The sequence below is a fragment of the Pseudomonas sp. GW821-FHT09A09 genome, from assembly GCF_059418405.1.
The window spans coordinates 1-26,543 of record NZ_JBWKPU010000007.1; the positions used below are offsets into that span (position 1 = coordinate 1).

The 26,543-nt window shown below is 61.3% G+C and carries 24 protein-coding genes; 8 read left to right on the forward strand and 16 right to left on the reverse strand.

The genetic code is table 11. The annotated features are described in order from the left end of the window. On the reverse strand, nucleotides 1-1,823 hold a 1,823-nt coding region (locus AC07OV_RS07640; protein ID WP_495092048.1), incomplete at its 3' end, for a DUF6531 domain-containing protein. 326 nt (nucleotides 1,824-2,149) lie between these two features. Here AC07OV_RS07640 and AC07OV_RS07645 point away from each other — a divergent pair. After that, entirely contained in the window at nucleotides 2,150-3,235 is a 1,086-nt protein-coding gene (locus AC07OV_RS07645) for a DUF1615 domain-containing protein (protein ID WP_494998852.1), read from the forward strand. Here AC07OV_RS07645 and AC07OV_RS07650 read toward each other — a convergent pair whose 3' ends face one another. Beyond that, entirely contained in the window at nucleotides 3,236-4,021 is a 786-nt protein-coding gene (locus AC07OV_RS07650; protein ID WP_495091944.1) for a DUF4349 domain-containing protein, read from the reverse strand. 157 nt (nucleotides 4,022-4,178) lie between these two features. Here AC07OV_RS07650 and AC07OV_RS07655 point away from each other — a divergent pair, with 157 nt between their 5' ends. Beyond that, nucleotides 4,179-4,595: a PaaI family thioesterase gene (locus AC07OV_RS07655; protein ID WP_176997551.1), complete on the forward strand. Its 417-nt coding sequence runs from the start codon at nucleotides 4,179-4,181 to the stop codon at nucleotides 4,593-4,595. Between the two features lie 188 nt (nucleotides 4,596-4,783). Here the strand turns inward: AC07OV_RS07655 and AC07OV_RS07660 are convergent, their stop codons facing one another. The 3 genes from AC07OV_RS07660 to AC07OV_RS07670 are packed head-to-tail and all read right to left on the reverse strand — an operon-like array spanning nucleotide 4,784 to nucleotide 7,370. Then, nucleotides 4,784-5,965, reverse strand: coding sequence for an acetyl-CoA C-acetyltransferase (locus tag AC07OV_RS07660; protein WP_495091945.1), 1,182 nt, complete (start codon nucleotides 5,963-5,965; stop codon nucleotides 4,784-4,786). Nucleotides 5,966-5,976: 11 nt separating this feature from the next. After that, nucleotides 5,977-6,636: a CoA transferase subunit B gene (locus AC07OV_RS07665; protein ID WP_003211625.1), complete on the reverse strand. Its 660-nt coding sequence runs from the start codon at nucleotides 6,634-6,636 to the stop codon at nucleotides 5,977-5,979. 35 nt (nucleotides 6,637-6,671) lie between these two features. Then, nucleotides 6,672-7,370, reverse strand: a complete 699-nt coding sequence (locus AC07OV_RS07670; protein WP_010211319.1) for a CoA transferase subunit A — start codon at nucleotides 7,368-7,370, stop codon at nucleotides 6,672-6,674. 133 nt (nucleotides 7,371-7,503) lie between these two features. Here AC07OV_RS07670 and AC07OV_RS07675 point away from each other — a divergent pair, with 133 nt between their 5' ends. After that, nucleotides 7,504-8,403: a LysR family transcriptional regulator gene (locus AC07OV_RS07675; protein WP_495091946.1), complete on the forward strand. Its 900-nt coding sequence runs from the start codon at nucleotides 7,504-7,506 to the stop codon at nucleotides 8,401-8,403. Between the two features lie 156 nt (nucleotides 8,404-8,559). Here AC07OV_RS07675 and AC07OV_RS07680 read toward each other — a convergent pair whose 3' ends face one another. The 6 genes from AC07OV_RS07680 to AC07OV_RS07705 form a co-directional block, all read right to left on the reverse strand. Beyond that, nucleotides 8,560-8,889: a hypothetical protein gene (locus tag AC07OV_RS07680; protein WP_176997554.1), complete on the reverse strand. Its 330-nt coding sequence runs from the start codon at nucleotides 8,887-8,889 to the stop codon at nucleotides 8,560-8,562. A 614-nt stretch (nucleotides 8,890-9,503) separates the two neighbouring features. After that, nucleotides 9,504-10,349 (reverse strand): NAD-dependent protein deacetylase, encoded by an 846-nt coding sequence (locus tag AC07OV_RS07685; protein ID WP_494996689.1) that lies wholly within the window; start codon nucleotides 10,347-10,349, stop codon nucleotides 9,504-9,506. 8 nt (nucleotides 10,350-10,357) lie between these two features. Then, nucleotides 10,358-10,798: a CBS domain-containing protein gene (locus tag AC07OV_RS07690; protein ID WP_078047822.1), complete on the reverse strand. Its 441-nt coding sequence runs from the start codon at nucleotides 10,796-10,798 to the stop codon at nucleotides 10,358-10,360. Between the two features lie 131 nt (nucleotides 10,799-10,929). Continuing rightward, nucleotides 10,930-12,879, reverse strand: a complete 1,950-nt coding sequence (locus AC07OV_RS07695; protein ID WP_495091947.1) for a DNA topoisomerase III — start codon at nucleotides 12,877-12,879, stop codon at nucleotides 10,930-10,932. A gap of 227 nt (nucleotides 12,880-13,106) precedes the next feature. Continuing rightward, on the reverse strand, nucleotides 13,107-14,729 hold the full coding sequence (locus AC07OV_RS07700) for an MFS transporter (protein WP_495091948.1): 1,623 nt from the start codon (nucleotides 14,727-14,729) through the stop codon (nucleotides 13,107-13,109). A 159-nt stretch (nucleotides 14,730-14,888) separates the two neighbouring features. Then, nucleotides 14,889-16,535, reverse strand: a complete 1,647-nt coding sequence (locus AC07OV_RS07705; protein WP_494996691.1) for a GMC family oxidoreductase — start codon at nucleotides 16,533-16,535, stop codon at nucleotides 14,889-14,891. A 130-nt stretch (nucleotides 16,536-16,665) separates the two neighbouring features. Here AC07OV_RS07705 and AC07OV_RS07710 point away from each other — a divergent pair, with 130 nt between their 5' ends. Next, nucleotides 16,666-17,556: a LysR family transcriptional regulator gene (locus AC07OV_RS07710; protein WP_176997559.1), complete on the forward strand. Its 891-nt coding sequence runs from the start codon at nucleotides 16,666-16,668 to the stop codon at nucleotides 17,554-17,556. Between the two features lie 139 nt (nucleotides 17,557-17,695). On the opposite strand, the gene AC07OV_RS07715 is transcribed toward AC07OV_RS07710, so the two are convergent. The 3 genes from AC07OV_RS07715 to AC07OV_RS07725 are packed head-to-tail and all read right to left on the reverse strand — an operon-like array spanning nucleotide 17,696 to nucleotide 20,841. Beyond that, on the reverse strand, nucleotides 17,696-18,904 hold the full coding sequence (locus tag AC07OV_RS07715) for a DNA alkylation repair protein (protein WP_495091949.1): 1,209 nt from the start codon (nucleotides 18,902-18,904) through the stop codon (nucleotides 17,696-17,698). Nucleotides 18,905-18,925: 21 nt separating this feature from the next. Further along, the gene (locus tag AC07OV_RS07720; protein ID WP_495091950.1) at nucleotides 18,926-20,272 is read right to left on the reverse strand and encodes a glutamine synthetase family protein; all 1,347 of its coding nucleotides are present in this window, start codon (nucleotides 20,270-20,272) and stop codon (nucleotides 18,926-18,928) included. A gap of 11 nt (nucleotides 20,273-20,283) precedes the next feature. Then, complete coding sequence (locus tag AC07OV_RS07725; protein ID WP_010211306.1) at nucleotides 20,284-20,841, reverse strand: helix-turn-helix domain-containing protein; 558 nt, start codon at nucleotides 20,839-20,841, stop codon at nucleotides 20,284-20,286. Between the two features lie 155 nt (nucleotides 20,842-20,996). Between AC07OV_RS07725 and AC07OV_RS07730 the strand changes: the two genes are divergently transcribed. Both AC07OV_RS07730 and AC07OV_RS07735 read left to right on the forward strand, forming a co-directional pair. Then, nucleotides 20,997-21,305, forward strand: a complete 309-nt coding sequence (locus tag AC07OV_RS07730) for an RcnB family protein (protein WP_494996694.1) — start codon at nucleotides 20,997-20,999, stop codon at nucleotides 21,303-21,305. A gap of 77 nt (nucleotides 21,306-21,382) precedes the next feature. Next, nucleotides 21,383-22,576 carry an MFS transporter gene (locus AC07OV_RS07735; protein WP_176997565.1) on the forward strand — a complete coding sequence of 398 codons (1,194 nt, stop codon included), beginning with the start codon at nucleotides 21,383-21,385 and terminating at the stop codon, nucleotides 22,574-22,576. Here AC07OV_RS07735 and AC07OV_RS07740 read toward each other — a convergent pair. Together AC07OV_RS07740 and AC07OV_RS07745 are read right to left on the reverse strand one after the other, a co-directional pair. Further along, a complete protein-coding gene (locus AC07OV_RS07740) occupies nucleotides 22,539-22,811 on the reverse strand; it encodes a DUF1652 domain-containing protein (protein WP_176997566.1) in 273 nt (90 codons plus the stop codon). The two genes, AC07OV_RS07735 and AC07OV_RS07740, sit on opposite strands and share 38 nt — an antisense overlap. Nucleotides 22,812-22,920: 109 nt before the next feature. Beyond that, complete coding sequence (locus AC07OV_RS07745; protein ID WP_495091951.1) at nucleotides 22,921-24,411, reverse strand: helix-turn-helix transcriptional regulator; 1,491 nt, start codon at nucleotides 24,409-24,411, stop codon at nucleotides 22,921-22,923. A gap of 175 nt (nucleotides 24,412-24,586) precedes the next feature. On the opposite strand from AC07OV_RS07745, the gene AC07OV_RS07750 reads away from it, so the two are divergent. Together AC07OV_RS07750 and AC07OV_RS07755 are read left to right on the forward strand one after the other, a co-directional pair. Continuing rightward, the gene (locus AC07OV_RS07750) at nucleotides 24,587-25,555 is read left to right on the forward strand and encodes a hypothetical protein (protein ID WP_495091952.1); all 969 of its coding nucleotides are present in this window, start codon (nucleotides 24,587-24,589) and stop codon (nucleotides 25,553-25,555) included. 85 nt (nucleotides 25,556-25,640) lie between these two features. Then, nucleotides 25,641-26,444 carry an AraC family transcriptional regulator gene (locus AC07OV_RS07755; RefSeq protein ID WP_494996698.1) on the forward strand — a complete coding sequence of 268 codons (804 nt, stop codon included), beginning with the start codon at nucleotides 25,641-25,643 and terminating at the stop codon, nucleotides 26,442-26,444. The last annotated feature ends 99 nt before the right edge of the window (nucleotides 26,445-26,543 follow it).

A 26,543-nucleotide genomic window follows, 5' to 3' on the forward strand; every position in this document is an offset into this window, starting at 1 on the left:
ACAAGCCGGCCAAGGTCGTCATAGGCGTAGGAAACGACGGTGTACTCGGTAACCCAGACAAACTCACCCGGCCCTTCGGCCCGGTGAATCTGGTAGTCCACGCCAACGATGCGGCCAGACGAGTAGCGCAAAAACAGCGACCGCCCGACGCCGTTATCCAACCGCTCAATACGCCCCCTGAAATCCCGGCAGATGCGCAGCCGGTTGTCATACGCATCGCTGATCGCTGTCAGAAAACCATTAACGAAATGGTAGAAACGCGAGCCTTGCGCCAGCACTAATTCATCGGGCAAGGCCCCCAGATAAATCGCCGCTTCGGCCAAGCTGTTGGTGATCGCGGGGCGAGCGGCAGTGGGCAGCGGAAACTCAGTCGAGCGGTTCTCATGATCCGTCCACACCACCGAATCACCGGAAACAACCAGCCGATGCGCCAGCGCATGGCTCCAACCAAACCCCAACCCGCAATCCACTTCCACCGCACTGGTGCGATATAGCCGCGTCCACTCAAACGGCAACATCCCATCGAGCGTGCCATCGGTGAGGGTGAGCAATTCCTCGCCCGTAACCATCGACACCGGACAACCGTTAGTACACGTAGTCGCCGAGCAGGTCGCCGCATCGCCGTTCTGGTTTTTCCCCGACGCCGGCACGTCATCGACCTGTTCCTGCCTGACCAACACCGTGCGTTGTGCCTTTTCCCGCACCGCCGGGACGGGGTTTGAAACCAGATTGCCCCCGGCCTTCAACGGCACATCGGGGATCATCTTGATCGGCGTTCCAGTCCCACCCAGCCATATCGGTTTGCCCATCTCAAGATGGTCATCTACCCGAGCTTTTCCGAATTGCTTGGCCATGTGGTTCAGCCAAGTGCGGGCAGCTTTCGACTTGACGCCCGCCAGCACCTTCGAACCCAAGCGGATCGCGGTGCCCATTCCGGCCGTCGCAAGCATAAGCACCAGGTTGATCAGCACTTCAAAGCTGATTTCACCCAGCAATTCGTTCATGTACGGAGGTGGCAACATCCGCATCCAACTGACCATTGCGGCCAGGTAGATAAACAGCAGCGGCTCATCGCTGAGTACCAGCAAGCCCTTTGCGATGGCATCGGTGTCGAGCTTCAACAGGTTTTCAAACTCAACCTGGGACAGGTAATGCAGCAGTTGTTCGGCATGGACCAGCGGAGCTGACAGCCATTGGAGCACTTGTTTCAGGTAGTCCCAGAGCGAGTACAGCGCCTCGTTGAATCCGCGGACATAGGCTTGATAAAGCGAGAGGTAGCGATTGAGAAAGTTGGCTTCGGAGTAGTCCTTCCAAAGCGGCTCGAAGGTGTCGCGCCATTCCTTGCGCAGCCAACCTTCCAGGGGGGCGATGACCGTCTGGTAAGAGGCATACAGCGCCTTGAAATGTGTGGCGGAGACATTAGAGTAGAAGTTGACCCGGTATTGCTGGTTACGGTCGCACTCTGTGACTTCGAGTATGCCGCTGGGCCCGATGGTTTTATGGATGGGGTCGCCCAGCGGGCCGCCGTTTGGGTCGATGCGCTGCAACACCACCGGCGTATTGCCAATGGGCACGAACCGAGAGCTCTGGAACATGTGCACCAGGGTCAGCGTGCCTTTCGCCTGGCACGTTACGGTGGTGCTGCTGGGCAGGATGGAGCGGTTGATCGGCGCAACGAGCGCCACTTCATCACCGACTTTGAAGACCTGCTCGATATCCAGGGCGGAAAAGCTGAAAAAACTCTCGGCCCAGGCGTCGTAGGCATTCAGGCAGCGCTTGAAGTCGCTGATAACGGATTCGACGTCGCGCGTCTTTGAATCCATGGCCGCCAGTACCAGAAAGCCAATGGTTTGGCTGGTAAGGGCGATCAAGAGCATGCCCCATGAAATGGGGGCTTAATAAATAACGCCATCTGCAATCCCTCGCACTGTGTATTCAGGCGGAAGACTTTGCAGTGGTTTTTGGGCGATATCTGTAGAGCTTGTCCCGTCATCACGTGGGACACTTCAGCCGTTTGCGTGCTACTTGAGCGGGGGAGGAACCTGTCATTTTTGGAAAAGACTCGAAAGCCCAGCAACCCGGCGAACGCCGGTTAGACTTACCGGTCGATATCTGCAATACCCGGCCTGTCGCCTTTCAAGGAAGCCCTATGTTCCCAAGCCGCCTGATCCTGTGCCTTGCCGCTTTGCTGGTGCTGGCCGGTTGCTCCACAACCCGCAACCCGCAGCAGCCCGAGCGCAGCGAAACCGAGGTGAAGGCGCAAATCGTGCGCCTGCTGCCGGCGACGGTGGCCGACCGCAACGGCTGGGCCCAGGACATCTACACCGCCTTCGATACCCAGAAAATCTACCCGAGTACCGAGAATATCTGTGCCGTGCTGGCGGTGACCGAGCAGGAGTCCACTTATCAGGTCGACCCGCCCGTGCCGAACATGGGCAAGATCGCCCAGGATGAAATCCTGCGGCGTGCGGGGAAAGTCCACGTACCGGCGTTTGTCGTCCGCAGCGCGCTGCAACTGCGCTCGCCCACCGGGAAAACCTACGCCGACCGCCTGAGCGCCGCGCGCACCGAGAAGGACCTGAGCGGCATTTTCGATGACTTCATCAGCATGGTGCCCTTGGGCAACACCCTGTTTGGCGGCTTCAACCCGGTGCACACCGCAGGCCCCATGCAGGTCAGCATCGACTTTGCGCAGAAGCAGGCCCGGGGTTATCCCTACACGGTGGATGGCACCCTCCGACGCGAAGTCTTCACCCGCCGTGGTGGGATGTATTTCGGTATCGCGCACTTGCTGGGCTACCCGGTCAACTACGACCAGCCGCTGTACCGTTTTGCCGATTTCAACGCCGGCTGGTACGCCAGCCGCAATGCCGCGTTCCAGGCTGCGGTCAGCCGAGTGACGGGTACCGAGTTGGCGTTGGATGGTGATCTGATTCGCTACGGTTCATTGCTACCGGGCACCACCGAGCTGGCGGTGCGCTCTCTGGGGGCAAAGCTGGATATGCGCAACCCCAGCATCCGCAGCCAGCTTGAGGAGGGTGAGAGCTTGGATTTCGAAGACACCACCCTCTACAAGCGTGTGTTTGCACTGGCCGACAAGGCTGCCGGCAAGCCGATGCCACGGGCGATCCTGCCGGGCATCGTGCTCAAGAGCCCCAAGATCACCCGTAACCTGACCACGGCGTGGTTTGCCAAGCGGGTGGATGAACGGTACCAGCGTTGTATGAAACGCTGATCACGTGCGGCGTTTGACAAACCGGCGCCACAACCACACCCAGAGCCACACCACCGGGAACGCCAGGATCACAAACGGCAGCACATAACTCGCACGTTCCAGAGCGTCTGCCGTGCCGTTGACCAGGTTGTCGCCGAGGTTGCTGAACATCCGGCTGAAGCGTGATTGTTGGTTCGCACCGTCGGAGGAGCGGAAGTTCAGGGTCACGCGGTTGGTGTCGAGGCGGCGTTGCTGGCCGGCGGCGACCTGGGCCAGTTCCTGCAGTTCGTTCTCGATGGCCGCTTGTTCTTTGCTCAGGGCAATCAGGTCGCTGACGGTGATGTCCTTGCGCTTGGCCAGCTCATCCAGGCGTTGCTGTTGGGCCTGCAGGCGGTCCTGGCGACGACGCACATCAGCGACGGCATCGGCCAGGTCTTCGGCAGTGGTGGTGCGCTGCCCGAGCTTTCCGCCCTCGGCAGCCATGGCAACCATGGGCTCCACCCCGGCAGGGGCGATGCGCAGGATGATCTCGCCACCGTTGCCGTCCTCGGTGATGCCCAGGATGTTGCAGGCACCGAAACGCGCGGTCTCACAGGCCTCCCGAGTTTCCTGCATGCGCGGCGCGAGCAGGGCGCCGGGCAGGGCGAGGGTCAGCTCATGTTCATAAGCCAATTGCGCACCGGCCCGGCTTTGCTCGCCGTTGATCACCCGAGCGCGGGAGTGGTCTTTGGGGGAGCAACCCGCAAGGGCCAGCGCCGCCAGCAAGCACAGGAGATAAGGGGTTGGTTTGCCGTCCAGATGGCGCATTGCGGTTCCTTGGGAGGTGCTGGGAAATCTGACGGCGATTAAACCGGGTCTGGCGCATTAACGCAAAGCATCAACGGGAATTTGCGCGGCTGATGGTGATGGCCGACGGAGGTGGCCAGGCGTACACCTCAAGCCTGACTCCAAGGAAGAACTCGCCATGATCGCTCACACTGTGCCAGAAGGTTTTGTCTCGTTGCCACGCAGCAGTCCACTGCTCGATTTATTGGGCCCGGCCTACTGCCGGGGTGAAGGTTTACATTTGGAGATAGGCTTGCGTGCCGATAACCGCCATGCCAATGGACGCGGCACGGTACACGGTGGGGTGCTGGCGACCCTGGCGGACGTCGGGATGGGCTATGCGATGGCGTTTTCCAGTGAGCCGCCACTGCCGTTGATCACGGCGAGCATGACCCTGGACTACCTCGGGGCCGTGCAAGTGGGGGAGTGGATTGTGGTGCGGTTGGAGCATCACAAGCGAGGGCGGCAGATGGCGTTTGCCACGGTGAGCCTGCAGGTCGGGGAGAAGGTAGTGGCGCGGGCGAACGCGGTGTTTGCCGTGCCCCGTACCGACTGACAACAACGATCCTTGTAGGAGCCGGCTTGCCGGCGATCGCGGTGGGTCAGGTTATTCAATGGGTACGGGCATATCGTTATCGCAGGCAAGCCAGCTCCCACATGTTGACGGTGTTTTTTCAGGAGAGGCGAGAAAAAGAAAAGGCCCGGTTTTCGTGGAACCGGGCCTTTTCCATGTTGCTCTTTGGATCAGCTGCGTTCGAGGGCGAGGGCTACGCCTTGGCCACCACCGATGCACAGCGTTGCCAGGCCTTTCTTGGCGTCGCGCTTGATCATTTCATGCAGCAGGGTCACCAGCACGCGGCAGCCCGAAGCGCCGATCGGGTGGCCAATGGCAATGGCGCCGCCATTGACGTTGACCTTGCCCGCGTCCCACTCCAACTCTTTGCCCACCGCCAGGGATTGCGCGGCGAAGGCTTCGTTGGCTTCGATCAGGTCCAGGTCGCCCAGGCTCCAACCGGCCTTGTCCAGGCAGCGGCGGGTGGCCGACACCGGGCCAATGCCCATGATGGCAGGGTCGACGCCTGCGTTGGCGTAGCTGGCGATGCGCGCCAGCACGGGCAGGCCGAGGGCCTTGGCCTTGTCGGCGCTCATCAGCAGCACGGCGGCGGCGCCGTCGTTGAGGCTGGAAGCGTTGCCGGCGGTGACGCTGCCGTCTTTCTTGAATGCCGGTTTCAGCTTGGCCAAGGATTCGGCAGTGGTGCCGGCGCGGGGCTGTTCATCCACCGCGAACGCCACCGGGTCGCCTTTGCGCTGCGGGATCAGGATCGGTGTGATTTCATCCACAAACCGCCCGGCTTCGATAGCCGCAGCAGCTTTTTGCTGGGAGGCTGCGGCGAACGCATCCTGGGCTTCACGGCTGATGCCGTACTTGTCCACCAGGTTCTCGGCGGTGATGCCCATGTGGTAATCGTTGAACGCATCCCACAGGCCGTCGGTGATCATGCTGTCGATCATCTTGGCGTGGCCCATGCGCAAACCGGTGCGCGCCGCTGGCAGTACGTAGGGGGCCAGGCTCATGTTTTCCATGCCGCCGGCGATGATCACTTCGGCATCGCCGCAACGTATGGCCTGGGCGCCGAGGTGCAAGGCCTTGAGGCCAGAACCGCAGACCTTGTTCAACGTCAGGCTCGGCACCGCGTGGGGCAGGCCGGCGAGGATCGAAGCCTGGCGCGCCGGGTTCTGGCCGCTGCCTGCGGTAAGCACCTGGCCGAGGATCACTTCATCGACCTGGGCCGGGTCCAGGCCGGTCTGTTCCAACAGGCGACGGATCACGGCGGCGCCCAGTTCCGGTGCCGGGATATTCGCCAGCGAACCCTGGAAGCTGCCCACGGCGGTGCGGGTGGCAGCAACAATCACGACGTCTTGCATGGAATCTGTCCTCACTGGAAGTGCATTTCTGGAACGTGGTCCGGGACGATCAGTTTACCGGCCGTCTTGCTCACAATCTCTTCAACGCTGACGCCAGGTGCGCGTTCCTTGAGGACAAAAGCGCCATTTTCGATTTCCAGGTACGCCAGGTCCGTCAGTACGCGCTTGATGCAGTTGGCACCGGTCAGCGGCAGGCTGCATTGGCTGAGCAGCTTGGACTCACCGTCCTTGGACGCGTGGGTCATGATCACGATGATGTTTTCTGCGCCGGCCACCAGGTCCATGGCGCCGCCCATGCCCTTGACCAGCTTGCCGGGGATCATCCACGAGGCGATGTTGCCTTGTACGTCCACTTCGAAGGCGCCAAGCACGGTAAGGTCGACGTGGCCGCCACGGATCATTGCGAAAGATTCGGCGGAGGAAAAAATCGAAGCGCCGATGCGTGCGGTCACCGTCTGTTTGCCGGCGTTGATCATGTCGGCATCGATGGTTTCTTCAGTAGGAAACGGTCCCATGCCCAGCAGGCCGTTTTCCGATTGCAGCATCACTTCCATGCCTTCGGGAATGTAGTTGGCCACCAGTGTCGGAATGCCGATGCCCAGGTTGACGTAGAAACCGTCCTGCATTTCGCGGGCGACGCGTTGAGCCATTTGTTCGCGGGTAAGCGCCATGTGTGTTTCCTCTTATTATTCGGGCTGGGGGCGGATTATTTGCGCACGGTGCGCTGTTCAATGCGCTTCTCGAACGTGCCGCAGATGATCCGGTCGACGTAGATGCCAGGGGTGTGGATCTGCGCCGGGTCCAGCTCGCCCGGTTCGACGATTTCCTCGACCTCAACCACGGTGATCTTGCCAGCGGTGGCGGCCAGCGGGTTGAAGTTCTGGGCGGTGTGGCGGTAGATCACGTTGCCGAAATGGTCGGCTTTCCAGCCTTTGACAATGGCGAAGTCGCCCGTGATGGACTCTTCCATCAGGTACGGGCGGCCATTGAATTCACGGGTTTCCTTGCCTTCGGCCACGGGGGTGCCGACGCCGGTCGCGGTGAAGAAGGCCGGAATGCCGGCACCGCCTGCGCGCATTTTTTCGGCCAGGGTGCCTTGAGGGGTCAGCACCACTTCGATTTCGCCGCTGAGCAATTGCTTCTCGAACAGAGCGTTTTCACCGACGTAGGAGGCGATCACCTTGCTGATTTGTTTTTCTTCGAGCAGCACGCCCAGGCCAAAACCATCGACGCCGCAGTTGTTGGAAACCACAGTCAGGTCGCGGGTGCCTTTGCGCTTGATCTCGGCGATGAGGTTTTCTGGAATGCCGCACAGGCCAAAACCACCGGAGAGGACGGTCATGCCGTCTTCCAGGCCTGCCAGCGCTTCTTCATAGGACGCTACGCGTTTATCGAAACCTGCCATATGCACCTCTTTTATTGTTTGTGGTCCAGCCAGTGATCCGAGTGTTGCGCTGACGGATTGATTTGTTAAGTTGTTTTTTAGGGATGATTGATTTAAAAAACAGCATAGTCGCCCAGCCGCCCGGAGCAGCCTCATGACCGTTAAACAGATGCGGGCCTTTCTCGCCGTGGCCCAATCCCTGAGTTTCGCCGCCGCCTGCGAGCGTCTGCACCTTTCCCAATCGGCGTTGAGCCTGACCATCAAGGGCCTGGAAGAAGGCTTGGGCGGGCGTTTGTTCAGCCGCAACACCCGCAACGTGGCCCTTACCCCTGAAGGCGAATCGCTGTTGCCCCTGGCGCGCCGGCTGATCGCCGATTGGGACAATGCCGAGGACGAACTGCGCCAGCGCTTCACCTTGCAACGCGGCCGGGTGACCGTGGCGGCGATGCCATCGTTTGCGGGCAACTTGCTGCCGCCAATCCTGAAGATATTCCGCGCACGTTACCCCCAGGTGAACGTGACGGTGCATGACCTGATCAACGAGCAGGTCATGGAGATGGTCCGCGACCGCCAGGTCGAACTGGGTGTGGCGTTCGAACCGTCGGAGGGTTCATCGCTGGCGTTCACACCGTTGTACCTGGACCGCTTCATTGCGGTCGTACCCGGCGATTCACAACTTGCGCAGCGCGATGATATCGACTGGAAGACCCTGTTGGAGCAACCGTTCATTACCCTGCAACGGCCTTCCACGGTGCGGGTGATGCTGGAGGAGCACCTGGGTGGCCTGCAGATGAAACTGCCGGTTGCGCTGGAAAGCCATCAGTTGGCGACAGTAGGCAAAATGGTTGCCAGCGGTCTGGGCGTCAGCGCGGTCCCGGCGTTGTGCGCGCAACAGATGGAAGAAGCGGGCGCCCATTGCATCACCCTGAGCGACCCCGTGATCGAACGGCCGATTGGTGTGTTGACCAAGCCAGGGCATGAACTGTCGGCGGCGGCGCAGGTGTTGTTCGACATTTTCCGTGATGAAGCCGCGAAAGGCCGGTTCCCACTCTGAACTGTGTAGGAGCCGGCTTGCCGGCGATGGCGATTTCAAAGCCGCTATCGCCGGCAAGCCGGCTCCTACAGGTTTTGTGGTGGTATTAAAAAGTCAGGGTAATAAAAAAGTCCGCTCGGTTAACCGGGCGGACTTAATGTACTCACTAATGTTTAGTTAGTAGTAACGGTCGATCACTTTAACTTGCGAGCTGTCCTTGAAAGACGCCCAGGCATTGTTAAGTGTCTCGAATACATGTTCGATAAAGTTGCGATCGGCCGCGGCCTTCTTGCCGACATAACCCTGGCCACGGCGGTACATCTTCAGGCGCGCCGCCAGTTCACGGTTATTGCGGTCAAACTCGGCTTCTTCGGTATGGGGCGCCAGGCAGTCAATTTGGACTTCGCCCGATTTGCCAACCCAAAGGATATGGTCGTCGAGTGTGTCTTTCTGCGCTGCGAACATCTCAGCCAATTCATCGATAGTTGGTTGGTTGTTCAGATTCATGTGTAAGCCCCTTGACCAGTTGGCGATCTATCAGTTGATACATGGTTAGTTGTCTCCGGTTCCGAAAACCGGGCGTCAGCGACGGTCTGCCGAATACGGGCAGGGTCTTGAACCTGATGCATGTAGTCTTGCTGATGAACTGCTACGCAATGCTTTCATAACGAAGACAAGCCGCATTTGAGCGCCTTGTACCGAGCCCTCCGGGCCGGTCAGCTTCATCAATCTGCCTTGTGGGCAGTGCACATCCGGAAAAAACAGCTCGGCGGTCAGACGAGCTCTTTCAAAACGCTTGTTGCCAACGCTCCCGATCCGGGAGACGTCTCGATAATGCAAGGACAAAAGGGTTACGTCAACGGTTATGTAGTGATTATTTTTGAGCACTACATAAATCCCTGTGGGGACGGGAGAATGCGGGAAAACGTGACCTGTGCGTCATTTTTCGTGCAGTTTGGTCGCGGTGCCCAGTGGCCAAATTGAACACAGAATCCTGTAGGAGCTGGCTTGCCGGCGATAACGGTGTGTCAGCGACGAATGTGTTAATTGACAGCGCGCAATCGCAGCGGTGCGACGATTCGACAAGCCAGCTCCCACATTTTTTATGCGTGGTGTCTGGGCTATTTCAGGCGATCAACCAACAATGGCAATAATTGCTCGCACGAAGCCTCGATCTTCACCTGCAACAGCTCATCCCCACGGGTCTTGCCGAGGTTGATGGCGATCACCGGTTTGCCTTGCTCGACCATGGCCTTGCACAGGCGAAACGCTGAATAGGCCATTAGCGATGAACCCACCACCAGCAGGCCCTCGGCCTGTTCCACCGCCGCCATGGCGTTGGCGGCCGTGGCTTGGGCGACGTTTTCGCCAAAAAAGACCACATCCGGCTTGAGCCGTTGGCCGTTGCAATAGGGGCAATGGGGCGTCTGGAAGCGTTCTTCGAAGGCTGGATCAAGCAAGGTGTCGCCGTCAGGAGCCTGTACGGCGTCGACGCCAGCGAGGTAGGGGTTCTCATCTTCCATCAGCCTCTGGATCACATCGCGTTCGCTGCGCCGCAGGCAATCCAGGCAGAGCACACGGTGCAGGCTGCCGTGTAACTCGATCACACCCTGGCTACCGGCCTGATCATGCAGGGTGTCGACGTTTTGCGTGATCAGCCCGCTGATGCGGTCACGTTGTTGCAGCGTTGCCAGTGCCCGATGCGCTTGATTCGGCTGTGCAATGCGGACCCGTGGCCACCCCAGCATTGCCCGGGCCCAGTACCGGCGCCGCGCCTGTGGGGTGGCCAGGAACTCCTGGTACATCATCGGCGCCTTGCCCCGGCGCACGCCTTCGCTGTCGCGGTAATCGGGAATGCCTGATGACGTGCTGATGCCTGCACCGGTCAACACCAGAAAACGCCGTTCGGCCATGGCGCGATACAACGTGTCGAGGTGGTCTTCCAGATGTTCCTGCGTGCCTGGCATGGGTTCCCCTATTCGCCGCGAATGTACTGCTCCAGCTGTTTGATCAGGTCAGCCTGGTCGGCAATGGCTTCCTTCACCAGGTCACCGATGGACAGCAGGCCCAGCAGTTTGCCGTCTTCGACCACGGGCAGGTGGCGCAGATGACTGTCGGTCATGATGTTCATGCATTCGTCGACCTTTTTATGGGTGTCGACGGTGATCACCGGAGAGCTCATGACCTCATGGACTTTGGTGGTGACCGAAGACAGCCCCTTGAGCATGATTTTGCGCGCGTAGTCACGCTCACTGATGATGCCTACCACTACACCATCCTGGACCACCGGCAAGGCCCCGACGTTCTTCTCTGACATCCGCACCAGCGCTTCAAACACGGTATGGTCGTGCTTGATGGTGTGGACATCCTGGTTTTTCTGGTCCTTGGCTTTGAGCACTTGTGCGACGGTTTTCATGGCGGCCACTCCGATGTTGTTGTTAGTGGGTCAGGGTCCCCCTACAGAATCCTAGACGGCCCACGCCGTCGCAAGGTCCAAAGCGGCGTCAAACCCGTCGAAAAACGTCATTCCCCGGATTTTTTTGCGGTTTACCCCGCAGTTGTCGGCTTTTTCGCGCGTTTCGGGCCCGCTGCTGCCTTGCGTGGGGCACTCTTGCGTTTCTTCTTCCAGGGGGTAGCGCTTCGGCCTGCGGGGCTGGCCGGTGCGGTGATGGTCATGCGCATCCCGTTGCAGCGTGCTACCTGCTTGCTCATCCAGGCCGCCTGTTTGGCAACGAATTCCTCCAGGCTCATTTCACCGTTTTGCACCATGTCCAGTGCCTGCTCCCAGATGGCCGTGGTGCCAGGGTCGGCGATGGCGCGGGGCACTGCGTCGATCAGGCTGAACGCCGCCGCTGTGGCTGACAAGGCCTTGCCGTTTTTCACCAGGTAACCGCGATCCAGCAGCCCCTGGATAATTCCGGCACGGGTGGCCTCGGTGCCGATGCCGGTGGTGTCCTTGAGCTTCTGCTTGAGCAGTGGGTCTTCCACCAGCTTGGCGACGTTTTTCATCGCCTTGATCAGGTCCCCTTCGGTAAAGGGCTTGGGCGGCTGGGTCCACAGGTCTTTCAGGTTGACCTTTGCCACTGCGTAGTCCTGGCCCTGCACCAGGGTCGGCAGCGCTTGAGGCGCCGGTGCTTCACGCCCCTTGGCCGGGGCCAGCGCTTCGGGCAATGCGCGTTTCCAGCCTGGCTCGATCACCACCTTGCCTACTGCACGCAACGCAAAACCGGCGCAGTCGAAATCCGCCTGAGTGCGATCGTATTCATGGTTGGGCAGGAACTGCGCGAGGTAGCGGGCACGAATCAGTGTGTACACCGCCCGGTGCTTTCCGGTGAGTTGGCTCGCATCCTTGCCGGCGCCGGTGGGGATGATGCCGTGGTGCGCGCTGACCTTGGCGTCGTTCCACGCCCGTGAACGGCGCTGGGCATCGAGATGCGGCATCAGCTCATTGACGGCCGCGTCTGCGCGCCCGAGTGCTGCGAGGATCTTCGGCGCTTCGCTGTGCTGGCTCACCGGCAGGTAGCCGCAATCGCTTCGCGGGTAAGTGATGGCTTTGTGGGTTTCGTAGAGCGACTGGGCAATGTCCAGGGTTTCCTGGGCGCCGAGGCCCAGCTTCTTGGAGCAGATTTCCTGCAGGGTGCCCAGGTCGAAGGGCAGGGGAGCCACTTCGCGCATGCGCTCGGTGCGCAGCTTGACCAGCCGTGCACCGGCGGCGTTGCTCATCGCGTCTGCGGCTTCCCGCGCCAGTTGCGGGTTGAGGCAGCGGCCCTGGTCATCACAGGCATCCTCGGCGGCGCGCCACTGGGCGGTGAAGGTCATATGTTCATGTCGCAGGTCGACGTCGATGGCCCAGTAGGCCACCGGCACAAAGTCGGCAATGCTGCGATCGCGGTCTACCACCAGGCGCAAAGTCGGCGTTTGTACGCGGCCCACGGGCAGCACACCCTGATACCCGGACTGGCGCCCGAGCAAGGTGAACAGGCGGCTCATGTTCATGCCGATCAGCCAGTCGGCGCGGGAACGGCCAAGAGCCGAGTGATACAGGCTGAAGGTCTCCGCCCCTGGTTTGAGTGCGGCGAGGGCCTTGCGGATGGAGGCGTCATCCAGTGCCGACAGCCACAGGCGCTGGATCGGCCCGCGATAACGGCAGTGCTCCACCAGCTCACGGGCGATCATTTCGCCTTCGCGGTCGGCGTCGGTGGCGATCACCAGTTCCTGGGCTTCCCCCAGCAGGCGCTTGACCGCCTTGAACTGGCTGGCGGTCTTGGGCTTGACCCGCATCTTCCATTTTTCCGGGATGATCGGCAGGTCAGCCAGTACCCAGCGTTTGTACTTGGCGTCGTAGGCATCGGGCGGGGCGGTTTCCAGCAGGTGGCCGATGCACCAGGTGACGGTAACCCCGTTGCCCAGCCAGCACCCGTCGCCACGGCGGCTGGCGCCGAGCGCGGCCGCAATGTCTTTGGCCTGGGAGGGTTTTTCACAGAGGTACAGCCGCATGGTCAGCCCATTCGTTACACAGTTGAATGGGGAGCAGGATGGGCAAAAGAAGGGATTTGATCAATCATTATCTGGATGGATATACAGCAATTTGTGTGTCGATCCCCAAACCAAATGTGGGAGCGGGCTTGCTCGCGAAGGCGGTGGGTCAGTCAACTCGTCTGTGACTGATGCACCGAATTCGCGAGCAAGCCCGCTCCCACAGGGGATCTCCAGTGTGTGGACGATCAGTTGTTGTCGATATCCACGTTGCGCGTTTCCTTGAGGCAGAACAGCCCCACGATCAGGCTCACCCCAGTCACGGCCACCGGGTACCACAAGCCGTAGAAGATATCGCCGGTGTATACCACCAGGGCAAACGACACGGTCGGCAGGAACCCACCGAACCAACCGTTACCAATGTGGTAAGGCAGCGACATCGAGGTGTAGCGGATACGCGTCGGGAACAGTTCTACCATCAGCGCCGCCAGCGGGCCGTAGCACATGGCCGCGATCAGGATGAGCGCCACGATCAGCACCACCACCATGGTCTTGTTGACCTGGGCCACATCCGCCGAAGTCGGGTAGCCGGCCAGGGTCACGGCGCCGCGCAGGGCGGCTTCGTCGAAGCCATCAATACGTACTTCGCCCACGCTCACCTGTACCGGGCTGCCGGTTGGTGCGGCGGCGCTGCTGTAGGGCAGGCCCTGCTTGACCAGGAACGTCTTGACCTTGTCGCACGGGCTGTCGAATTTGGCCTTGCCCACCGGATCGAACTGGAAGGTGCAGGTGGCCGGATCGGCCGTCACGGTGATCGGCGCCTGGTGGCTGGCCTGGTCCATGGCGGGGTTGGTGTAGTGCGCCAGGCCCTTGAAGATCGGGAAGTACAGCGCGGTCGCCAGCAACAGGCCGAGCATCAACACCGGCTTGCGCCCGATCTTGTCCGACAGCCAGCCGAAGAAGATAAAGAACGGCGCGCCGATCACCACGCTGATGATCAACAGCATGTTGGCCAGGGCCGGGTCCATCTTCAGGAATTGCGTGAGGAAGAACAGCACGTAGAACTGCGCTGCGTAGAAGGTCACCGCTTGCCCGCCGTTGATGCTGAACAGCGCAATCAGCACGATCTTGAGGTTTTCCCATTTACCGAAAGAATCGCGGATGGGCGATTTGCTCGCCTTGCCTTCCTCTTTCATTTTCAGGAAGGCCGGCGACTCATGCAGGCTCATGCGGATCCAGGTAGAGATACCCAGCAGCACGATGGAGAACAGGAACGGAATGCGCCAGCCCCACACCTCGAACTGGTCACCGGTGAAGTAACGGCAGGCCAATACCACCAGCAGCGACAGCAGCAGGCCGAGGGTGGCGGTGGATTGAATCCAGCTGGTGTGGAAACCGCGCTTGCCGGCCGGTGCGTGCTCGGCGACGTAGGTCGCTGCACCGCCGTATTCACCGCCCAGCGCCAGGCCTTGCAGCATGCGCAGCACGATCAGGATGATCGGCGCCACAATGCCAATGCTGGCGTAGGTGGGTAGCAGGCCGACGCAGAAGGTCGCCACGCCCATCAGGATGATGGTCACCAGGAAGGTGTACTTGCGCCCGATCATGTCCCCCAGGCGGCCAAACACCAGCGCGCCAAAGGGGCGCACCACAAAGCCTGCAGCAAACGCCATGAGGGCAAAGATGAACGCCGTGGTGTCGTTGACCCCGGCAAAGAACTGCTTGCTGATCACCGCCGCGAGGGCGCCATAGAGGAAAAAGTCATACCACTCGAACACCGTCCCCAGGGACGAGGCGAAGATGACTTTCTTGGAGTCGTTGCCGGCGCTGGCGGTCACCGCCGAGCCCAGGGGTTGAGCATGTTCTGACATCGGGTAGCCCTCACAGTGATTATTTATTGTTGTTCCACTGTCGGCGCCAACTTCAGCGCCGGTCGTCCTTATGTAGGAGCCCGGCTTGCCGGCGATAGCGCCCTCAAGTCAAACGCAAATCCAGAGGGTGCAATCGCCGGCAAGACGGACGCCTGCAGGTCACGCGGGTGTGGCGATTGTTTTCTCGGGAGCAAGGTTCCTTGTATTCGGCGAAAGGATCAGTTGAGCGGCTTTTTCCGCAATCATCAGCGTAGGTGAACAGGTGTTGCCGGACGTGATGCGCGGCATGATCGAGGCGTCGGCGATGCGCAGGCCCGGCACGCCATGCACGCGCAGTTGCGCATCCACCACGGCATCCGGGTCATCGCCCATGCGGCAGGTGCCCACTGGATGGAAGATAGTCGTACCGATACGGGCCGCCGCTTCGTGCAGTTCTTCTTCGGATTGCAGCGAATCGCCAGGCAGATATTCCACCGGCTTGAACTGGCTCAGGGCAGGCGCGGCGACAATGCGGCGCGTCAGGCGGATCGCGTCGGCGGCTACGCGCAAGTCTTCGGGATGGCTTAGGTAATTGGGGCGAATCAAAGGCGCATCCGCAGGGTCGGCCGAGCGAATATCAATGCGCCCGCGACTCTGTGGGCGCAGGTCGCAGACCGACGCGGTAAACGCCGGGAACCCGTGCAGCGGTTCGCCAAAGCGCTCCAGGGACAGCGGCTGCACGTGGTATTCAAGGTTGGCCGACGTCTGCTCGGGGCCTGAGCGCGCGAACGCCCCCAGCTGACTGGGCGCCATCGACAGCGGGCCGCTGCGGTCATACAGGTACTGCAGGCCCATGCCCATCTTGCCCCATACGGAACCGGCGATCTGGTTCAGGGTGCGGGCGTTTTCCAGCTTGTAGATCAGCCGCAGTTGCAGGTGGTCCTGCAGGTTGCCGCCCACGCCGGGCAGTTCGCGCAACACCTCGATGCCCAAGGGTTTGAGCACGTTGGACGGGCCGATGCCCGAGCGTTGCAGAATGCCTGGCGAACCCACGGAGCCGGCACACAACACGATTTCCTTGCGTGCCTTCCAGCTCACCTGCTGCCCATGTTGGCGTGCGATGACCTGCGAGGCGCGGCCGTTCTCCAGCAGCACGCGGTCGACGTCCACATCCGTCAGTACCGTGAGATTGGGCCGCTGGCGAACCGGCTTGAGAAACGCCTTCGCCGCGTTCCAGCGCACACCGGCTTTCTGGTTGACCTGGAAGTAGCCGCAGCCTTCGTTATCGCCGGTGTTGAAGTCGCTGATCGGCGCGATGCCGCTTTGCGCCGCGGCATCCCGGAAGGCGTCCAGGATCGGCCAGTGCAGGCGCTGTTGTTCCACGCGCCATTCACCGCCATCGCTGTGGAAGTCCGAGCCGCCGGCAAAGTGGTTTTCGCTGTGTTTGAACAACGGGAGCACGTCGTTCCAGGCCCAGCCCGGGTTGCCCAGGGCCGCCCAGCCGTCGTAGTCCTGGGCCTGGCCACGCATGTAGATCATGCCGTTGATGGAGGAGCAGCCGCCCAATACTTTGCCGCGCGGATAACTCAGCGCACGGCCTTGCAGGCCTTCCTGGGCTTCGGTCTTGAAGCACCAGTCGGTGCGCGGGTTGCCGATGCAGAACAGGTAGCCGACGGGGATGTGGATCCAGGGGTAGTTGTCGCGGCCACCGGCTTCCAGTAGCAGCACGCGGTGGGCGGGGTTGGCGGACAGTCGATTGGCCAGCAGGCAGCCTGCGGGGCCGGCGCCTACGACGATGTAATCGTATTCAGCAGTTGCAATGGGCATCTGAAGGTCTCGCTTGTTTTTCTTATGGGTTCCATCCTAGTTGTTAGTTTTCGTCTTAAAAATGTTAGTTTTTACCCAGCTGCTGTGCGTTTTTAAACAGCGCGGCCGGAGTTCATGCAATGGAGGCGACATGTTCGACTGGAATGACCTGCGGTATTTTTTAGAGTTGCAGCGCAGCGGCCGCCTGCTCACCGCCGCGCAACGCCTGAAAACCACCCACGCCACCGTGGCGCGGCATATCGAAGCCATCGAAAAAAGCCTCGGCACCGCGTTGTTCGTGCAGCACGCCCAGGGTTACGAACTCACCCCCGCGGGCGAAGCCCTGCTCAAGCATGCCGAAGCCATGGAAAACGTCGCGCTGCTGGCCGAAGACGAGCTCACCCATAGCGCCGCGCCCCTGGGCAAGATCCGTCTTGGCGTCGCCGAAGGCCTGGGCGTGATGTTCCTCGCCAGCCGCATGGGCGGGTTGTTCGAACGCTACCCTGGGCTGGAGGTAGAGTTGGTGGCGGTGCCGCGCTTTGTCAGCATCCTCAACCGCGAAGCGGAAATCAGCATCCACCTCGAACGGCCCAGCGTCGACCAACTCGTCACCCGCAAGCTCACCGACTACCGCCTGGCGCTTTACGCCAGCCGCGCCTACCTGGACCGCAACCCGCCGATCGAAAAACGCGAAGACCTCGCCGCCCACGCCTGGATCGATTACGTGGACGACCTGCTGTTCAGCCAGGAACTCAAATTCCTCAGCAGTTTCTGCCGCAACCCCAAAGTGGTGTTCCACAGCACCAGCGTCATCGCACAGCACCAGGCCGCACGCTCGGGGCTGGGCATTGCGGTGTTGCCGTGTTTCATGGCCGCCGGCGACCCGGACCTGGTGCCATTGCTGCCGGGGGAGGGTATCCAGCGCAGCTACTGGATCAGCTCGCGCAGGGAGCTGCACAAGTCAGTGCGGCTGCGGGTGTTATGGGATTACGTGGTGGAGTTGTGCGCACGGGAGCAGGGCTTGTTGCTGGGTGAAACCTGACTGAATACACCGGATCAAACCTGTGGAAGCTGGCTTGCCTGCGATGGCGGTGTATCAGTCACCAGATTTATCAACTGACACACCGCCATCGCAGGCAAGCCAGCTCCCACATTTGAACGGTGGTGTTGCTTGAGCCGTGTCAGGCGCGCAACTCAAACGCCACACTTCCCAGCCGTTCCCCATTCACCAACACATGCACCACATGCCGGCCAGGGTAGTGCTTGCGCGTGGTCATGTCGCGAATGTGCTGTTCGCGCCGAACGTGCTGCTGCTCGCCGGCGCCCAGGCTGAAGGCCTTGAGCTTGAACACCTTGTGTGCACTGTGGCCGGCGCTTTTCACGTAGTCGATGGCGTAGTCGACCACCAGCTTCTGTGGCGCAGCAGCGGTGGATTCCAGGCTGAAGGCCTTGAGCTTGAACACCTTGTGTGCACTGTGGCCGGCGCTTTTCACGTAGTCGATGGCGTAGTCGACCACCAGCTTCTGTGGCGCAGCAGCGGTGGATTCCAGGCTGAAGGACAGATTGATGCGCTCGCCGAGGTTGATCACAGCTGGTGTGACCTTGAGGTGGTGAAGCTTCACCTCGGCCTTGGCCCCGGCACCCATGATCGTCAGTGCGCGGGTGTTGCCTTGCTTGATCAGGCTGCGCAGGGCATGGCGGGCGATCCAGGCGGTGTGGGGGTTGTCCAGGTTCCAGCCTTCGATCAGGTCGAGGACCCAGTCGGGGTGGTCCTTGGTGATGTCGTTGAGGTGGTTGGCCACCGACTTGCGCACGTACAGGCTGGGGTCGGCCTTGAGGTTATCGAGGATCGACGCGCACAGCTCGGGGTTGGCCTGGACTTCTGCCAGGCGGAATGACCAAGGCAGGCGCGGCCGCGAACCTTCGCTGGCCAGTCGGCGCACGTGTTCGTTGTCGTCCAGCGACCAGGCTTGCATCACCGCCAGCGTGCGCGGGAAGTCGTGCAGCAGAAAGTGGCGGATGGCGAACTCGGCGGAGCCGAAGGTGGTGAAGTACTTGAGCGCGGCCATGGAGCGCTTGAAATCATCCAGCCCGTAGCTCGCCACATAGTGCGGCAGGAACAGGCTGACAAAGCTGCTGTTCAAGCGCGGTGCCAGGGCATAAAGCAGTTCAAGGCTCTGCGGGTAATCCAGCGGGATCACCGCGTGCAGGCTCTCGCTAACCCGCGCCATGCGCTGCATCACCGACAGCTCGGCCAGCCCGTCCTTGGCGTGTTTGAGAAACCCCTTGGCGTCGAACGCCGGGTACACCGCTGTCATCTCGGTGGCGATGTGTTGCAGGCGTTCGACGTTGAAGATTTCCTTGAGGGCCGGGGCGCTTTGGTCGGTCATCGGTGATTCCATTGGGTGGGGTCAGAGAAACCAGCGGTATTCCCGCGCATGAATCTCTTGCTGGAAGGCCAGGTGGTCCTGGCGTTTGTTCTCGCAGTACACGTCGACAAATTCGGCGCCCAGCTTATCGCGCAATACCGGTTGGTGTTGCATGGCACGCACGGCCTCGAGCATTTCCAGGGGGAAGTCGGTGCCACTGCTGCGGTCCTCGTTCAGCGGGGCGATGGGCTCGCGCTTGGCTTCAAGACCATGCTCCAGGCCGACCAGGATCGCCGCCAACACCAGGTACGGGTTGGCATCGGCGCTGGCCAGGCGGTGCTCGATGCGCAGGTTGCGCGGGTCGGACTCGGGGATACGCACGCACGCGTCGCGGTCTTCAAAGCCCCAACTGGCGCGAGTCGCCGCATTCACCGTGCCGCCCAGGCGGCGGAAGGCGTTGCTGTTGGGCGAAAAGATCGGCATGCAGTGCGGCAGCAATTCCAGGCACCCGGCCACCGCGTGACGCAGCGGTTGTTGCTGGTGCGCAGCGAGCAAGTTGTTACCCGCGCCGTCATACAGGCTGACGTGCACGTGCATGCCACTGCCGGGGTATTGCAGGTACGGCTTGGCCATGAAGCTGGCGCGGTAACCGTGCTTGAGCGCCACGCCCCGGGTGCTGCGGCAGAACAGGGCGGCCCAGTCGGCGGCGCGCAGGCCATCGTCCAAATGACCGAAGTTGATCTCGAACTGGCCGGGGCCGATCTCGGCAGTGATCACCGTGATGTCGATGCCCTGGTCTTTGGCGGTCTGCGCCATGTCATCCAGCACTTCACTGAACCGTGAAAGCCGCTCGATGTGCAGGTTGGGCTGGTCATCGGCGTCATCGCTCAGCGGGTCGCGTGGGAACTGCGGCAGGCCGTTGTCGAGTTTTTTGTCGAACAGGTAGAACTCCAGCTCAAACGCCACCACCGGGTGAATGCCCTTGTGTTGCAGGCGCTCCAGTACCTTGGCCAGCACTTCACGGGGTTCGAATTCGATCGGCGCTTCGGTGCCGTCGGAGGTGATGAGCATCTGGCCCAACGGCTGTGATTCCCAGCTCACTGGCTTGAGCGTGCCGGGCACCAGCCGACGGTTGGCATCCGGGTCGCCGTCGTTGAAGCAGTAGTCACCAATCTTGAACAGCCCGCCCTGAGCCCCCAGCAGCACAGCGTTCTGCGGCAACTTCAGCGGGCTGCCAGCGGCGACTTTTTCCAGCATCTCGATGGGGTAGCGCTTGCCGTAGAAGTGCCCGGGAATGTCCAGGGCGATCAGGTCGACATAACGCACGTCGGGATGGTTCTGGCGAAAGCTCCGTACTTCGGCCAGTAACGTGGAGGCATGGCTTTTCACGGGTGCAGCTCCTAGTTGTAAACCCACAATACGCGGGCGGGCAGATCGGTCAGGTTGGCGTAGCGGCAATGGGCAAAACTGGCCAGGTGGAAGCTGTCGCCGGGCCCGAGGGTGACCGAATCGGCTTCGCCCTCCACCCACAACGTCAATTCACCTTCCAGCACGAAGCCGGCCTGTTCGGCGCGGTCGCTCATGGTTTGCTCACCGCTGTTGGCGCCGGGGGCGAGCAGGCTGTCGAGCATCGAGAAGGCGCCGTTCATGCTCGGTGAGACGAGGATGTCGGTAATGCCATTTGCGTAATACACCGTGCGCCGTTCGTTGGGGCGAGTGATCCAGTCCACCGCCTTGGGTTTGGGCTGGCTATAGAAGTAAGTGGTGGGCACGTCGAGGGCGTGACTGATGGCGGTGAGATCCGCCACGGTCGGGCGCGACAGGCCGCGCTCGACCTGGGACAGGAAACCCACGGACCGCTCGATTTTTTGCGCGAGCTGGGCGAGGGTGAGCTTCTTGTGCTTGCGCAAGTCGTGGATCAACGCGGCGAGGGTGGCGAGTTCTTCTTGTGGGGTCATGAAATTTATTTCGATAAATTTTCATGAAAAATTACAGGATTTATTTCATGCCGGCAATGCTGCTCTTCACCTCTGTGGTCAGGACGCTTTGATTGAATGATCACGCGTGGCAGCGGTCCGAGCCTGGGTACGCCTTATTCCTTGAAGGAGCACCCATGAAATCCAACTCCCTGATCGCCTCTCTGTTGATTGCCACCAGCCTGTCCACCGCCAGCTTCATCGTGCAGGCCGGCGATACCCCGCAAGAAACCGTGCAACCTTCCAACATCAACACCCGCGACTTGAAAGAAGGCGACCGCGCCCCGGACATCCTGATGCGCAAGGAATCGGCCGTCAGCGACTGGAAAAAACGCGGCCTAAAGCAGCCCGAAGCCGACAGCCAGTGGGCGCGGGTGGGCGATAAGTTCGTGCTGCTCAAGACCACCAACGGCACTATTCTTGAGATCACTCCCGTCAAGAAATGACCTTGCAATTTGTCCCAGCTCCTGGGTTAAGGTAGCCGGCTATAAACGCCGCGTTACCTTAAGACAAAGAGAGCAGGATGCTTGCCACAATAAGAAACTACCCGCGTACCGTGAACCTGTTGCTCTCCGCCACGTTGCTGCTGACGCTGGCCAAGGCGATCACGTTTCCCTACCTCGTCATCTACCTCTCCAGCCACTTTGCCCTGGACATCACCGAGGTCGGCCTGGTGATCGGCAGCTCGCTGATCGTCGGTTCGCTGCTCAGTGTGTACGGCGGTTTCCTGGTCGATCGCATCAACAGCTATCGCTTGTTGCTGGCCTTGAGTGTGCTGTTCGTATTGGGCTTTATCGGCACGGTGCTCGCGCAGAATATCTGGGCGTTCTACAGCTGCCTGATCCTGATCAACCTGGCTTACGCGGTGATCGATATCGCGGTGAAGGCCGGTTTTGCCGTGCTGTTGCCCGAGGATGCACGCAGCGAAGTGTTTTCCATCAAGTACACCCTGACCAATATCGGCTACGCCGTAGGCCCGGCGTTCGGCGCGATGGTGGCCAAGCTGGATATCAGCGTGCCGTTTATCCTGTCGGCGCTGTTGGGCGTGGGGTTTTTCCTGCTGTATTGGCGTTGGGGCGACCGCACCCTGGCGACCGTCGATGCCACGCAAAAGCCGGTGCCGTTCCTCGCCGTTGGCCGCGTACTGTTAAGGGATCATCGCCTGGTGTGCTTCACCCTCGGCGGCGTGCTCAGCGCGGTGGTGTTCGGCCAGTTCACGGCGTGGCTGTCACAATACCTGGTGACCACCACCACGGCCGAATACACCTACACCGTGGTCAGCGCCGTGCTGACCACCAACGCAGTGTTGGTGATTGCCCTGCAATACGTGATCGGGCGGCGGATTTCCCATCGCTACCTGGGCCAGTGGCTGGTCGCCGGGCTGGGCATGTTCATGCTGGGCTTGATCGGCTTTGCGCTGTCCACCAGCGTGTTGTGGTGGGTGCTGGCGATGGCGGTGTTCACGGTGGGGGAGATCATCGTGTTCCCGGCCGAATACATGTTCATCGACCGCATCGCCCCGGAACACCTGCGCGGCATGTATTACGGGGCGCAGAACCTGTCCAACCTGGGCGCCGCCCTGGGGCCGGTGCTGTGTGGGCTGGTGTTGGCCAACCTGCCGGCCCACACCATGTTCTACATGCTGGGGGCGTTTATCGTCGGGGGTGGGGTGTTCTATTTCATTGGGGCGTCGTTGAAGGCAAATCATCCAGCGTGAGCTTGCCCATGGTGTTGCTTTGCAGCTCGTAACGCAGCTCTTCCACCATCTTTTCCACTTCTTGCGGGGTCTGCAGCCGGTTGGTGCTGATCCCGGTGACCACCAGGTCTACCCGGCCAGTGTCCAGGTCGTAGACCTTGAGGGTCAGGGACGCGTCACGGCACAGGGTGAATTCACACGTCAGCGGCGACAGGCCTTCTTCAATGCAGTTGCGCAGTTGGGCGAGGGTAAACATGCGGGTTCCTTCAAAACATCATTTCGATGCCTTGAAGGGTATGACGTGCCTCCCGCCGCTATAAGGCGAATTCGCACTAGCGGCACTAGTGCATTTGCACTTTAGGCGCCTACTTTTTGAGGCGCAGTTCCCCGGCAAACAGCCCGCGTTCACGGGCCCAGACGATCGCCGCGCTACGGCTGTGAACACCGAGTTTCGAATACACCGTGGCCACATGGTTGCGCACGGTGTTGGGCGCCAGTTTCAGGCGTGAAGCGATCTCCTTGTCGGCCAAACCTTCGCAGATCAGGCCCAGTACATCACGCTCGCGGGCGGTGAGGTCGGTGAACGCCACGTTCGGCAGGTTGGGGCTGTTGACGCTCTTGGCGTTGGCCAGTTTTTCGATCAGGGTCTGGCTGAACCAGGACGCGTCCTGCATCACTTCCTCGATGGCCGCCACCAGCTCCAGTTCGGAGCGCTTGCGCTCGGTGATGTTCATCAGCACCAGCAGGTAGCACGGCACGTCCTGGATGATCACGGTGTCGGCGGACACCACGCAGTCGATCACCTCGCTGCCTTTCTTGCGCACCTTGAGGTCCTGGCCTTCGAGGTTGCCGGCTTTTTCCAGGGTGGCGAACAACTGCGTGCCGGCCTGGGGGCTGTCGATGAAGTCGATGTCTTCGATGGACTTGCCGATCAATTCTTCGCTGATGTATCCGGTAATGCTCATGAACGCTTCGTTGATATCCACCACCTGTCGGTTGGCGGCGCTGCACACCAGCGTGGGCACCGGCGTCAGGCGAAACGACTTGGCAAAGCGCTCCTCGCTCTGGCGCAGGGCAATTTCCGCCTTGCGCCGAGGCTCCAGGTCCATGAACGAAAACAGCATGCAGTCCTCTTCGTTCATGTCCAGCGGCTGGCCGGCGACGATCACCAGCTTGCTGCCGCCTTCGGGCAAGCGCAGCTCGGCCTGCATTTGCGGGATGGTCGCGCCTTCCCCCAGGCGCTGGATGGCCAAGTCCTTGCGCTCGGCCTGTTCCAGTACATCCAGCTCATACACGGATTTGCCGATGACCTGGTCGCGGTTGTAGCCGGTCATTTCCAGGAAGCCCTGGTTGACCTTGATGTAGCGCAGGTCGCTGAGGCGGCAAATCACGGCGGGGGCCGGGTTGGCGTTGAAGGTCTTCTCGAAACGCTGCTCGGCACTGGCCCATTCGGTGGCATCGCTGAGGATCAGCACCAGCAGTTCCGGCTCGCCGTGGGAGTCGGTGATCACCAGGCTGCGCAGGCGGTGCACCCAGGTCCGTTCTTCGTCACCCACGGGGGTGACTTCCACCACCACGTCGGTGAACTCCTCGCCGGTGGCCGCGCGCGCCAGGGGGTAGTTTTCCAGCAGCACCGGGTGGTTATTGCGATAGCGCAGGGCAAAACGTTCGGCGTATTCCTGGGTATTGGCGCCCAGGGCCATGACGGCTTCGACACCGTGCATGTTCAGTGCGGCTTCATTGGCCCAGAGGATGGTCTGGTCGACTTCGGCAAGAATGATCCCGTCGGACAGCCCGGAAATGATCTGCTGCAGTTGGCGGCGGTTGGTTTCTTTGGCAAGAACGGCCTGGGTCATAGGATCTCCGGGGTGTGTGCGCATGAAAAGTCCGACACCCGGGCTTCAGGATAGTGCAGAGCAATTGCCCGCGGCGGGGTGCGAATGCACCAGATGGCCTGGTGCATTTGAGCGGGGACGAGGAGGGCGGGCGCTCGCCAGACTGAAACGGTCAAAAACTCTCAAAGGATCGAACATGACCACTGTCTATGAAACTAACCGTTCGCTGTTTCGCGTGTCCTGGAGTTCGGTATTGGCCGGAAGTGCCATTGCCCTGGTGACGTACCTGGTGCTCAGTGTGCTGGGCACTGCCATCGGTGCGAGTGCCGTCAACCCGCTGGAAGCGGGTAACCCGTTGCGCGGCTTTGGCACGGGGGCCGGGATCTGGCTGTTTGTCTCGACCCTGCTGGCGATTGCTGCCGGTGCGTTCGTCGCCGGGCGCACCGCGCCGGACCGTGGTGGCTTGCACGGCGTGCTGACCTGGACCCTCACCACCTTGCTCACCACCTGGTTGCTGGCAGGGCTGGCGGCCAGTGTGGTCGGCACGGCCGGCAATGTGGTGGGCAAAGGCTTGTCGGTGGCCGGTAGCGGCATCGCGGCTGCAGCGCCGGGCATCGGCGACAGCGTCAAGCAGCAGCTCAATGAGCAGGGCATCCAGCTGGACTGGAACAGCCTGCAAGGCCAGCTCGACACCTTGCTCAAGCAAAGCGGCAAGCCTGAGCTGGACCCGGCCAAGGTCGAGCAGAAAACCGACCAGGCTGCCGCTGACGGCAAGCAAGTCGCCACCGATGCTGCCACTAACCCGGCTCAAGCGGGCGATCAGTTGAAGCAGTGGTTCGAGCGTGTCAAAGCCTCCGGCGAGCCGGCCTTGAACGCAGCGGATAAAGACGCGCTGGTCAACATCGTTGCCGCCCGCACCGGCAAGAGCAAAGAGGAAGCCACGCAGATCGTCGACAACTATGCCCAGGCGTATCAGCAAGCCATGCAGAAGGTCGATGAGCTGAAGCAGCAGGCTGAACAGAAAGCCCGTGAAGCCGCTGACGTGGCCGCCAAACAGCTCTCCCGCGCGGCCTGGAGCACCCTGGCGATGCTGTTGCTGGGCGCGGCCTTGAGTTTCTTCGTGGGGCGCACAGCGCTGACAACCCGTCGGTTGCCGCTGGCTTAACCGGGTTTGCAGCAAGGATGCTGCTTTTCACTGGCACCAAACATGCTAGTGTCAGGGTTCACACCCCCACCGGCAGTCCCTGGCGATGCGTGATATCTACAGCGTCTTCAATTCCAATGGTGCCTATGAAACCGCGGCCCATGCCCATGACGAGTTCATGTTGATGGTGCCCGAGCACGGCTTGCTGCGCTTCAAGGACGAAGACAGCGGGCGCAGCACCTCGGTGGTCGACCGCCAGTTCGTGCTGGTGCCGCCGCAGTGCAGCCATTCCTCCTCATCACTCACCGCCAGCCAGGGTCACCTGGCGTTCTACGTCGACCCCGACTACATGCACTACGCGCTGCGCGACCTGTCCGGGGACGCCAATCGGCTGTTGCGCGTGCCCACCCTGGGCATCTGGCAAACCTCCGCGCCGCTGCACCATTTGCTGCTGGCGAAAAAAGCCTTCAGCCAGCCCGACCCGTATGTGGACCGTCGCCGCCAACTGGCCCAGGCCGATCATTTGCTGCTGCTCGAATGCCTGGCGATTTCCCTCAGCCAGCCGAGCCTGCAACGCTCCTCCACCGAGCGTCACGGCGCCATGCTGGTGCGCGATGTGAAGGCCTATGTTGAAGGCAACCTTGAACATGCGCCGGGGCTGGATGACATCGCGGCGGTGTTCCATATGTCGCGCCGCCACCTGACCCGCTTGTTTGCCCAGCACACGGGCGAAACGGTGTTGGCCTATGTCCAGCGCCTGCGCCTGGAACGTGCGCAAACCCTGCTGCGGCACACGCGCATGTCGGTGCTGGAGGTGGCCAACAGCGTCGGCTATGAATCGCCCTCGCACCTGGCCCATGTGTTTCGCCGGGTGCTGGGCATCTCCCCGGATGAATGGCGCCGCGCCTGACCCGCCCTCAATAATCCCCTTAACGGCACTGGACCCTGTGGGGGGGGGGGGGGGGGGGGGGGGGGGGGGGGGGGGGGGGGGGGGGGGGGGGGGGGGGGG

Excerpts from the sequence above, each read along its gene's own strand:
- AC07OV_RS07715 (WP_495091949.1), bottom strand. The coding sequence starts at position 18,904 with ATGACCGACCAAAGCGCCCCGGCCCTCAAGGAAATCTTCAACGTCGAA.
- AC07OV_RS07690 (WP_078047822.1), bottom strand. The coding sequence starts at position 10,798 with ATGAAAACCGTCGCACAAGTGCTCAAAGCCAAGGACCAGAAAAACCAG.
- AC07OV_RS07680 (WP_176997554.1), bottom strand. The coding sequence starts at position 8,889 with ATGAATCTGAACAACCAACCAACTATCGATGAATTGGCTGAGATGTTC.
- AC07OV_RS07695 (WP_495091947.1), bottom strand. The coding sequence starts at position 12,879 with ATGCGGCTGTACCTCTGTGAAAAACCCTCCCAGGCCAAAGACATTGCG.
- AC07OV_RS07700 (WP_495091948.1), bottom strand. The coding sequence starts at position 14,729 with ATGTCAGAACATGCTCAACCCCTGGGCTCGGCGGTGACCGCCAGCGCC.
- AC07OV_RS07705 (WP_494996691.1), bottom strand. The coding sequence starts at position 16,535 with ATGCCCATTGCAACTGCTGAATACGATTACATCGTCGTAGGCGCCGGC.
- AC07OV_RS07735 (WP_176997565.1), top strand. The coding sequence starts at position 21,383 with ATGCTTGCCACAATAAGAAACTACCCGCGTACCGTGAACCTGTTGCTC.
- AC07OV_RS07685 (WP_494996689.1), bottom strand. The coding sequence starts at position 10,349 with ATGCCAGGCACGCAGGAACATCTGGAAGACCACCTCGACACGTTGTAT.
- AC07OV_RS07670 (WP_010211319.1), bottom strand. The coding sequence starts at position 7,370 with ATGGCAGGTTTCGATAAACGCGTAGCGTCCTATGAAGAAGCGCTGGCA.
- AC07OV_RS07675 (WP_495091946.1), top strand. The coding sequence starts at position 7,504 with ATGACCGTTAAACAGATGCGGGCCTTTCTCGCCGTGGCCCAATCCCTG.
- AC07OV_RS07650 (WP_495091944.1), bottom strand. The coding sequence starts at position 4,021 with ATGCGCCATCTGGACGGCAAACCAACCCCTTATCTCCTGTGCTTGCTG.
- AC07OV_RS07725 (WP_010211306.1), bottom strand. The coding sequence starts at position 20,841 with ATGACCCCACAAGAAGAACTCGCCACCCTCGCCGCGTTGATCCACGAC.
- AC07OV_RS07645 (WP_494998852.1), top strand. The coding sequence starts at position 2,150 with ATGTTCCCAAGCCGCCTGATCCTGTGCCTTGCCGCTTTGCTGGTGCTG.
- AC07OV_RS07665 (WP_003211625.1), bottom strand. The coding sequence starts at position 6,636 with ATGGCGCTTACCCGCGAACAAATGGCTCAACGCGTCGCCCGCGAAATG.
- AC07OV_RS07730 (WP_494996694.1), top strand. The coding sequence starts at position 20,997 with ATGAAATCCAACTCCCTGATCGCCTCTCTGTTGATTGCCACCAGCCTG.
- AC07OV_RS07710 (WP_176997559.1), top strand. The coding sequence starts at position 16,666 with ATGTTCGACTGGAATGACCTGCGGTATTTTTTAGAGTTGCAGCGCAGC.
- AC07OV_RS07750 (WP_495091952.1), top strand. The coding sequence starts at position 24,587 with ATGACCACTGTCTATGAAACTAACCGTTCGCTGTTTCGCGTGTCCTGG.
- AC07OV_RS07655 (WP_176997551.1), top strand. The coding sequence starts at position 4,179 with ATGATCGCTCACACTGTGCCAGAAGGTTTTGTCTCGTTGCCACGCAGC.
- AC07OV_RS07660 (WP_495091945.1), bottom strand. The coding sequence starts at position 5,965 with ATGCAAGACGTCGTGATTGTTGCTGCCACCCGCACCGCCGTGGGCAGC.
- AC07OV_RS07745 (WP_495091951.1), bottom strand. The coding sequence starts at position 24,411 with ATGACCCAGGCCGTTCTTGCCAAAGAAACCAACCGCCGCCAACTGCAG.
- AC07OV_RS07740 (WP_176997566.1), bottom strand. The coding sequence starts at position 22,811 with ATGTTTACCCTCGCCCAACTGCGCAACTGCATTGAAGAAGGCCTGTCG.
- AC07OV_RS07755 (WP_494996698.1), top strand. The coding sequence starts at position 25,641 with ATGCGTGATATCTACAGCGTCTTCAATTCCAATGGTGCCTATGAAACC.